Genomic DNA, 9,698 nt, shown 5'->3' on the forward strand with positions numbered 1-9,698 from the left:
TCAAAGCCCCGTAAAGTACAGGGCTCAGGCGGCAAGCTAAACCGTCCAACTTTTGGGGGGCAGTTCACTGGAGCGTGCGGAACGATAACCGCAACTATCGTGCGGCGCTCCGCGTCGCATGCCTTTCCGGACGCTCTGCGTCCTCCCTTCAGCGCGTTACTTGAACGTCACAACCCCACCGGCCAGGGACTCAACCCGCGCCAGCGATTCCACTCTATAGCCCTGTGCATCCAGTTCGGCACGGCCGCCCTGGAAGGACTTCTCGATCACGATCCCCAGCCCGGCCACGGTCGCACCGGCCTGTTTGATGATCGAGATCAGCGCCTGCGAGGCTTTGCCGTTGGCGAGGAAGTCATCAATGATCAGCACGTGGTCGTCGCTGCTCAGATGACGCGGCGAGATCGCCACCGTGCTCTCCACCTGTTTGGTGAACGAGTACACGGTCGCCGACAGCAGGTTTTCGGTCAGGGTCAGGGACTGGTGCTTGCGGGCGAAGATCACCGGCACGCCCATGTTCAGACCCGCCATGACGGCCGGCGCAATGCCGGAAGCTTCGATGGTCACGATTTTGGTCACGCCAGCGTCGGCGAACAGACGGGCGAACTCGTCACCAATTTCCTTCATCAAGGCCGGATCGATCTGATGGTTGAGAAACGCATCGACTTTCAGCACCTGGTCGGACAATACGATGCCTTCTTCGCGAATCTTCTTTTGCAGTGCTTCCACTTCAATTCCTAGACTGCGCCATTGCGCAATAAATGATCAATTTCGTTTGTCGACTAGCGTTTCAGCATGGCGCGAATATCGGCAAGCGCGGTATTGCCGCGAACCGCTTTGACTTCCGTCGGAGTGTCGTCATTGCCTTCCCAGGCCAGGTCATCCGGGGGCAGCTCATCCAGAAAGCGGCTTGGCGCGCAGTCGATGATTTCACCGTACTGCTTGCGCTTGGCGGCGAACGTGAAGGCCAGAGTCTGCCGCGCGCGCGTAATGCCGACATAGGCAAGACGGCGTTCTTCTTCGATGGTGTCGGCTTCGATGCTGGAGCGGTGCGGCAGGATCTCTTCTTCCATACCCATGATGAACACGTAAGGAAACTCCAGACCCTTGGAGGCGTGCAAGGTCATCATCTGCACGCCTTCGGCACCATCTTCCTCTTCCTGCTGACGTTCAAGCATGTCGCGCAGGACCAGCTTGCCGATGGCTTCCTCGATAGTCATGCCGCCTTCTTCGTCCTTTTCCAGCGTGTTTTTCAACGCCTCGATCAGGAACCAGACGTTACTCATCCGGTAATCAGCGGCCTTTTCGCTGGAGCTGTTCTGCCGCAGCCAGTTCTCGTAGTCGATGTCCATGACCATGCTGCGTAGCGCGGCAATGGGGTCGTTCTGCGCGCATTGCTGGCGCACGCCGTCCATCCAGCGCTTGAAGCGCTGCAAACGGTCGGTGTAACGGCTGTCCAGGTGCTCGCCCAGGCCGATTTCTTCGGTGGCGGCGTACATCGAGACCTTGCGTTCGGTGGCGTAGTTACCGAGTTTTTCCAGCGTGGTCGAGCCGATTTCACGACGCGGCACGTTGATGACCCGCAGGAAGGCGTTGTCGTCGTCCGGGTTCACCAGCAAACGGAAATACGCCATCAGGTCTTTCACTTCCTGGCGACCGAAGAAGCTGTTGCCGCCCGAAAGTCGATACGGCACCTGGTGGTGCTGCAATTTCAGCTCGATCAGCTTGGCCTGGTAGTTGCCGCGATACAGGATGGCGAAGTCGCTGTAGGGCCGGTCGGTGCGCAGGTGCAGGGTGAGGATTTCCATCGCCACGCGCTCGGCTTCGGCATCTTCGTTACGGCAACGGATGACACGGATTTCGTCGCCGTGGCCCATCTCGGACCACAGTTGCTTTTCGAAGGCGTGCGGGTTGTTGGAGATGAGCACGTTGGCGCAGCGCAGGATGCGGCTGGTGGAACGGTAATTCTGCTCCAGCATGACCACTTTCAACGACGGGTAGTCGTCCTTGAGCAGCATCAGGTTTTCCGGTCGCGCACCGCGCCAGGCATAGATCGACTGGTCGTCGTCGCCCACCACGGTGAACTGATGGCGCGAACCGATCAGCAGTTTAACCAGCAGGTACTGGCTGGCGTTGGTGTCCTGATATTCGTCCACCAGCAGGTAGCGCACCTTGTTCTGCCATTTCTCCAGAATGTCGGCGTGTTCCTGGAACAGCTTGACCGGCAGCAGAATGAGGTCGTCGAAGTCCACCGCGTTATACGCCTTGAGCGTGCGCTGGTAGTGGGTGTAGACGATGGCGGCGGTCTGTTCCTTGGGGTTGCGGGCGTTTTCCAGCGCGTCGGCAGGCAGAATGAGGTCGTTTTTCCACGAACCGATCATGTTCTTGATTTCGTCGACACCGTCGTCGCCCGAATACTCTTTCTGCATGATGTCGGTCATCAGGGCCTTGACGTCGGTCTCGTCGAAGATCGAGAAGCCCGGTTTGTAGCCCAGCCGCGTGTGTTCCTTGCGGATGATGTTCAGACCCAGGTTGTGGAAGGTCGAGACCGTCAGGCCGCGTCCTTCGCCGCCTCGGAGCAGCGTACCGACGCGCTCCTTCATCTCGCGCGCGGCCTTGTTGGTAAAGGTCATGGCGACAATGTACTGGGCGCGGATGCCGCAGTTCTGGATCAGGTGCGCAATCTTGCGGGTGATCACACTGGTCTTGCCGGAACCGGCACCGGCGAGCACCAAAAGAGGGCCGCCGACGTAGTTCACGGCTTCCTGCTGCCGGGGATTGAGTCGGGACATGGCGGTATGAAGAGTCGTCTGTAAAAAAGGTCGGGCATTTTAACAGGCCCACGGGTTTGTGCAGCGGTCATCGTAGCCAGACAGTGATCGCTATCTAATTCTTCTGTTTTTGTTACATTTGCGCCGCGACGCAACGATACGTGTATTTGTCATGCTCCAGCGGGAGTGCGGCCACCGGTTTTTCCTTTGCACTTAGGAAGTTAGATTGCCTACACCTGTCGAACCCTTGCGATTGCTGTTATTGGCGCACGAGCCTTTCTGGTACGTGCTGCTGCGCGATTGCCTCACTGCGCCGGGCAGCAACGTAGTACTTCTGCATGGCGAGAACTGGGACGCTTTCAGCGCCGGGTACGCTAACGAGCGCAACACCGTGCTGCTGACAACGCCCGACCTGCAGCCCAGAACCGGAACCTGCCTGCTGCCTACCGTGGTGCTGCTCGAAAAGGAACCGCTGGTCGGACCGAGTGGCGTCAGTGACTGGCTGGTGCGCGATGCATTGACCGGCGATGCGCTGCGGCGCTGCCTGCGCTATGTCCACGAGCGCAGTCGCCTGGAAGACAGCCTGCGGCGTCTGGTCGGTCAGGACCCGTTGACCGGCATCGCCAATCGTCAGGGTTTTCAGGCGCTGTTGACGGCGCGTCTGGCCGAGGGTGGCAGCCTGGCGCTGGGGCATCTGGACCTGGACAACTTCCGCCGCGCCAACGATTCGCTGGGGCATCAGGCCGGTGACCGACTGATTCTGCAAGTCGTGGCACGTCTGAAAAACCAGCTCGCTGCGGGCGATCAGCTTGCACGCCTGGGCGGCGACGAATTCGCCCTGTTGATTGACACCCGCACAACACCTGCACGCGCCATGCAACTGGCCGAGCGAATTACTGACGTGCTGTCCGAACCCTACTGGGTCGATGGCGAAAGCCTGCTGCTGGGTTGCAGCCTGGGCATTGCCCATTCACAAACCCGGCCCGAAGCAGACCCGCTGATGTGGCACGCGCACATCGCCATGCGCCAGGCCAAGAGTATGCAGGGCTGCACCTTTCATCTGTTCGACGAGCGCATCAACCGCAACGCCCGCAGCCTGGCCGATCTGGAAGGCGAGCTGCGACGAGCCCTGCGCCGCGATGAACTGGAGCTGCATTATCAGCCGCGGCTGTGCCTGGAGACCGGGCGCGTTGTCGGCCTGGAAGCGCTGGTACGCTGGCGCCACCAGGCGCGCGGGCTGCTGCCGCCCAGTGAATTCGTGCCATTGGCCGAGCAAAGCGGCCTGATCGTGCCGCTCGGATACTGGGTCATCTTCCGCGCCCTGCGTGACATGCAGGCCCTGCGCGAGCAAGGATTTGCGCCGTTGCATATGGCGATCAACCTGTCGTTCCGGCAATTTCAGGACAGCCAGTTGTTGCCGACACTGAGTCGCCTGATTGAGGAGCTCAGCGTCGACGCGCACTGGCTGGAGTTCGAACTGACCGAAACTGCCGTCATGCGCCGCAGCGATCAGGTCCTGCAGACCATGGACGCAATGCGGCAGCTGGGTGTGCGCTTCTCGCTGGATGATTTCGGTACGGGCTATTCATCGTTCATGCACCTCAACAGCCTGCCCATCGCGCTGCTCAAGATCGACATGGGCTTTGTCGGGCAGATGGAGCTACGCGAAGAGAACCGCAAGCTGGTCAACGCCATGATCAAGCTGGCCCACAACCTGAACCTGGAAGTGGTCGCCGAGGGCGTCGAAACCGCCGGGCAACTGGAGTTGCTGCGCGATTTCGGCTGCGACCAGGTGCAGGGTTATCTGATCAGCAGGCCGCTGCCGATAGCGGATCTGGTGGCTTACCTGCGCTCGGAAGCCGCCAATACGGGTGCATCAAACTCCGGATGACGGCGCGCCGGATCAGGCCGGCACCGCCAACCCGGCTGCCTCCCGACGCAACAGGCGAGCCGTCTTCCATTCAAACGCATAGGTCAGCGCCACGGCAGAGCAGAATAGACCCAGCGCCAGCCCCCACCAGACGCCTGAAGCACCGGCATCGGTAGAAAAGCCGAGCAACCAGGCGGCAGGCGCGGCAATCAGCCAGTAACAGCCCAGACCGATCAGGAACGTGGTGCGCGCATCCTTGAGCCCGCGAATCGCCCCCATCGCAATCGTCTGAGTACCGTCGAAGAACTCGAACAGGGCCGCAATGGCCAGCAGTTTTGCGGCCAGCACGACAATCTCGGCAAAGGCCGGGTCATTGATATCCAGAAACAGACCGATGACCACATTAGGCGCCAGCCAGAACAGCAACCCGAACATCAGCATCACGCAGCCGCCAAAACCGATGCCCAGACGGCCAGCCATGCGCACCATCAACAGGTTGCCCGCGCCATAATGCTGGCCGATACGCATGGTTACCGCATAGGACATTCCCACCGGAACCATGAACGCCATGGACACTGTCTGCAGGGCGATCTGGTGCGCGGCCATTTGCGTACTGCCCATTGCCCCCATGCAGAACGCTGCGAAGGTGAACAGGCCGACTTCCACCGCATAGGTCCCGCCAATCGGCAGGCCGAGACGCCAGAGTTCTCTCAGATGGGTGCGCGACAGCTTCGAAAGCCCCTTGCTGATCGGGTACGCCGCGTAGGCCGGATGGCGCTTGATATGCAGCGCCAGCGCCAGGGCCATGCAGTTGGTCACGATCGCGGTCACCAGCCCGATGCCCATCAGCCCCAGATTGGGCAGCCCGAGCCATTGATGAATCATCGCGTAATTGAGCACGAAGTTCGCTGCCGCACCGGCCAGGCTGATGGTCATCACCGGCCCCGCTCGACCCAGTGCGCTGGTGAAGCCACGCAATGCCATGAAGCTGAGCAGGCCGGGCAGGGCGAAGGGCAGGGTGATCAGAAATTGAGCCGCCATATGCACATTGGCTTCGGCCTGACCGAACTGCAACAGGATGGGTTCGAGGTTCCACAGCAACAGCGCGGCAACCAGCGCCATGCCCCAGGCCAGCCACAGACCGGCCTGGGTCAGACGGGTCGCGCCTTCGGTATCACCTGCACCATGGCGAATCGCGACCAGCGTGCCGACCGCAGCCATCACGCCCACGCAAAAGAACGAAACAAAGCTGTACGTGGCCGCACCCAGGCCACCGCCTGCCAGCGCCTCCGGGCCGATCTTGCCCATCATCACCGTGTCGGTGAACACCATCAGCATGTGCGCCATCTGCGATGCAATCAGCGGCCCGGCAAGGCGCAGGATGATCCAGAGTTCTTTAAGTGCGGGCTGCATGTGGGCGGTGCTCTACGGCGGAGTTCGGATGAGCGCCTATTCTGGGCGGTTGCACGCGCAAGCACAAAACGATAAACCTGATGCGCTGCATGAGTAAAACTCATCTGAGACGATTTGCAGTAAAGTAGCCACTCATCGCCAGCAGGAAGCGCCATATGCCTCGCAGTCTCCCCCCTCTTTATGCACTAAGGGCATTTGAAGCTGCGGCGCGGCATACGTCGTTCACGCGGGCAGCCGAGGAGCTTTCGATCACTCAAAGTGCAGTAAGCCGTCACATCCGCACGCTGGAAGATCACTTTGCCTGTCGTTTGTTTCAGCGCAACGGGCGCAACTTGCAACTGACTGAATCAGCGCGTGCGCTGTTGCCCGGCGTGCGTGATGGGTTTCTGGCGCTTGAGCGAGCCTGCAGCACCTTGCAGACCGACGAAGGCATTCTGCGCATGAAAGCGCCATCGACGCTGACCATGCGCTGGTTGCTGGCGCGGCTCAGTCGCTTCCGTCATCTGCAAGTAGGCAACGAGGTGCAGCTGACCAGTGCCTGGATGGATATCGATGCCGTGGACTTTACTCTGGAGCCTTTCGACTGCGCGATTTTACTCAGTCACGGGCATTTCCCCTCGGACTGGGAAGCCACTTTGCTGTTCCCGGAGCTGTTGATTCCGGTGGGGGCACCTACGTTGTTGAAGGACCCGCCATGGGACGTGAAGCGGCTGGCCAAGGCCGAGTTGCTGCATCCCACCCCTGACCGGCGTGACTGGCGCACCTGGCTGAACCGCATGGGGCTGGCCGATCAGGTGTCGCTCAAAGGCGGGCAGGTGTTCGATACGCTTGAGCTGGGAATGATTGCAGCGGCACGCGGTTACGGCGTATCGATGGGCGACTTGCTTATGGTCGCCGAGGACGTGGCGCAGGCCCGTCTGAGCCTGCCGTGGCGCACCGCGGTATTCAGCGGAGAAAATTATTATCTGGTCTGGCCGCGCACAAGGCCCGGCGCAGAGCGGTTGCGTCGCCTCAGCGATTTTCTGCAGACGGAAGTCAACGCTATGGAGTTGCCGTTAGTTGAAGTACTGCATTAAAAATTAGTTTAGTATTGAACTGCCATCATTGATTAATGTCGCGACCGTTACTCAAGTAACGACTCTGGTGGCCGAAGCACTGCTTAACGACTGCCTGTTCAGGCAGCTTAAAACACTCATTAATTTGTTCGCTGAATGGTAAGCCACGGATCAGGCAACTCCAATCATTCGGCATGGAGTCTCTATGTCCAAGCCCCGTACCCGAATTGCCTCGCAACTCGGTATTGCTCTGGCCGTGATCCTGGCTGTGGTTATCAGCGGCAGCACCCTGTTCGCGTTAAGGTCTCTGGACGCGTCCAACCTGGTCATTCGCGAAGAGCACATGTCGAGCGAAGCCAGATTGCTCGCCGACCAGTTGAGCACGTTTCACAGCACACTGCGTGATAGCACTCAGCGCCTCAGTGGTCTGTTCGAAAAGCGCTTTGCCGGTGGCCTGAGCCTGCAACCCGACAAACCGGTCACAGTGGCGGGCACTTCCACGCCAGGCCTGTTCCTGCGTGATACCGCACTGAACAACGACTTTGCCGAGGTTGATGAATTCCGCTCGATGACCGCGGGCGTGGCGACGATTTTCGTGCGCAGCGGCGACGACTTTGTTCGTATCAGCACTTCTCTGAGCAAACAAGATGGCACGCGCGCCATCGGTACCGTGCTGGATCGCAAGGGCGCAGCCTACGAGCGTTTGATCGCCGGTCAGAGCTATGTGGGCAAAGCGGTGTTGTTTGATCGCTATTACATGACTCAGTACAGCCCGGTTCGCGACAGCAGCGGCAAGATCATTGCGGCGCTGTTTGTGGGCTTCGATTACACCGACGCACAGAAAACCCAGTTCGATAACCTCAAGAGCTTTCGCATTGGCTCTACCGGCTCGCTGGCACTGCTGGACGAAAAAGGTGCCTGGCTGGTTCCGCCGGCGGGCGTCAAATCTCTGGACGGTGCAGCGAAGTCCGTTGCCGACCTCGCCAGCAAACCGGGCAAGGCGCAGTTCTGGGATGACGGCGATGACGACTACTACAGCGTTGGCCAGCCGTTCGCTGGTGGCCCCTGGACCGTCATTGCCAGCATGCCGCGTGACGAAATCAGTGAAGTGACCTGGAACGTCGGCACCCAGCTGGCCATCGGCAGTGTGCTGGCCATGCTGATCGCGGTGATCAGCGCGATCTGGTTGCTGCGCAGCAAGCTGCGTCCACTGTCCGAACTGGTACGCCAGGCCGATGCATTGGGTGCGGGCGACCTGAGCGTCCGCCTGAATGTGACGAGCAATGACGAGATCGGGCAGCTGTCGGGCAGCTTCAACAAGATGAGCGAAGCGCTGTCATCAATGGTGTCGCATATCCGTACTGCGGCGCAGGAAGTCAGCACTCGCGCCCACGCATTGTCCGGCCTGTCCGGTGGCGCGTTCGAGGGCATGGAGCAACAGTCCGGCGAAATCACCAGCATGGCCGGTGCCGTCGAGGAGTTCAGCGCCACGTCGATGAACATCGCTGACAACATGAGCAATACCGAGCGTCTGGCACAGGAAAATGCGCAGCAGACGCGCATTGGTCGTACCTCGATGGACGAGGCGTCTTCATCGCTGCAACAGATCGCAACCTCGCTGAGCAGTACGGCAACGGTCATCGACACACTGGGCCAGCGCTCGCAGGAAATTGGCAGCATTGTCGGGGTGATTACCTCGATTGCCGACCAGACCAACCTGCTGGCGCTCAACGCCGCCATCGAGGCCGCACGTGCCGGTGAACAAGGCCGCGGCTTTGCCGTGGTGGCCGATGAAGTGCGCAGCCTGGCTTCTCGTACCCGTGAAGCGACGGACGAAATCTCCGGCATGATTGCCAGCATTCAGCAGGAAACCGGCAACGCCATCAGCACTATGCAACAGGGCAACACCCTGATGCAGGAAGGCCTGTCGCTTAACGCCAAAGTGGCCTCGGCACTGGCCCAGATCGACGAACAAAGCCGCTCGGCCGGTCACCAGTTCGCCGCCATCACCACCGCAACCCAGGAACAAAGCAGCACCGCCACCATGCTCAGCAGCAACCTGCAAAGCATCGCCATGGCCAACAGCGAACAGCGCCAGGTGATGTCCAACCTGGCGGTCACCGCTCAGGAGCTGAATGGGTTGGCGACAGAACTGCGTAACGAGGTTGACCGGTTCCGTTGATGGCTGCTGGAAGCCTGACACTATCGTACCCATGCTCCGCGTCGGAGGGCGATAAGTGCTCTCAAGAACACCATCGTACCCATGCTCCGCGTGGGTATGCCGTTCTGGACGCTCTGCGTCCTCTCCTGAATAAGCGGTGTGGCGTAAATCCATGACGCAGAGCGTCACGAACGGCATTCCCACGCTGGAGCGTGCGGAACGATAATCCCAACTGTCGTGCCGAAGCTCTTCAGCCATCGTGCGATGCTCCGCGTCGCATGCCGTTCTGGACGCTCCGCGGCCTCTCCTGAATAAGCGACGTGGCGTAAATCCATGACGCAGAGCGTCACGAACGGCATTCCCACGCTGGAGCGTGCGGAACGATAATCCCAACTGTCGTGCCGAAGCTCTTCAGCCATCGTGCGATGCTC

General features: G+C 60.1%; 7 protein-coding genes. 3 read left to right on the top strand and 4 right to left on the bottom strand.

Going from position 1 to position 9,698, the window contains the following annotated elements:
• Positions 1-156 precede the first annotated feature (156 nt).
• Both RYC17_RS24055 and rep read right to left on the bottom strand, forming a co-directional pair.
• Entirely contained in the window at positions 157-726 is a 570-nt protein-coding gene (locus RYC17_RS24055) for a xanthine phosphoribosyltransferase (protein WP_122259352.1), read from the bottom strand.
• Between the two features lie 53 nt (positions 727-779).
• Positions 780-2,789 (bottom strand): DNA helicase Rep, encoded by a 2,010-nt coding sequence (rep, locus tag RYC17_RS24060; RefSeq protein WP_004660029.1) that lies wholly within the window; start codon positions 2,787-2,789, stop codon positions 780-782.
• Between the two features lie 205 nt (positions 2,790-2,994).
• On the opposite strand from rep, the gene RYC17_RS24065 reads away from it, so the two are divergent.
• Entirely contained in the window at positions 2,995-4,659 is a 1,665-nt protein-coding gene (locus RYC17_RS24065) for a bifunctional diguanylate cyclase/phosphodiesterase (RefSeq protein WP_316904596.1), read from the top strand.
• A 12-nt stretch (positions 4,660-4,671) separates the two neighbouring features.
• Here RYC17_RS24065 and RYC17_RS24070 read toward each other — a convergent pair whose 3' ends face one another.
• On the bottom strand, positions 4,672-6,051 hold the full coding sequence (locus RYC17_RS24070) for a NorM family multidrug efflux MATE transporter (protein ID WP_316887911.1): 1,380 nt from the start codon (positions 6,049-6,051) through the stop codon (positions 4,672-4,674).
• Positions 6,052-6,206: 155 nt separating this feature from the next.
• Between RYC17_RS24070 and RYC17_RS24075 the strand changes: the two genes are divergently transcribed.
• A complete protein-coding gene (locus RYC17_RS24075) occupies positions 6,207-7,127 on the top strand; it encodes a LysR substrate-binding domain-containing protein (RefSeq protein WP_005732790.1) in 921 nt (306 codons plus the stop codon).
• Between the two features lie 184 nt (positions 7,128-7,311).
• The gene (locus RYC17_RS24080; protein WP_058402440.1) at positions 7,312-9,288 is read left to right on the top strand and encodes a methyl-accepting chemotaxis protein; all 1,977 of its coding nucleotides are present in this window, start codon (positions 7,312-7,314) and stop codon (positions 9,286-9,288) included.
• A gap of 164 nt (positions 9,289-9,452) precedes the next feature.
• Here the strand turns inward: RYC17_RS24080 and RYC17_RS24085 are convergent.
• On the bottom strand, positions 9,453-9,698 hold a 246-nt coding region (locus RYC17_RS24085), incomplete at its 5' end, for a hypothetical protein (RefSeq protein ID WP_316904597.1).

It is taken from the genome of Pseudomonas syringae group sp. J248-6 (assembly GCF_032586995.1).
GTDB lineage: Bacteria > Pseudomonadota > Gammaproteobacteria > Pseudomonadales > Pseudomonadaceae > Aquipseudomonas > Aquipseudomonas amygdali.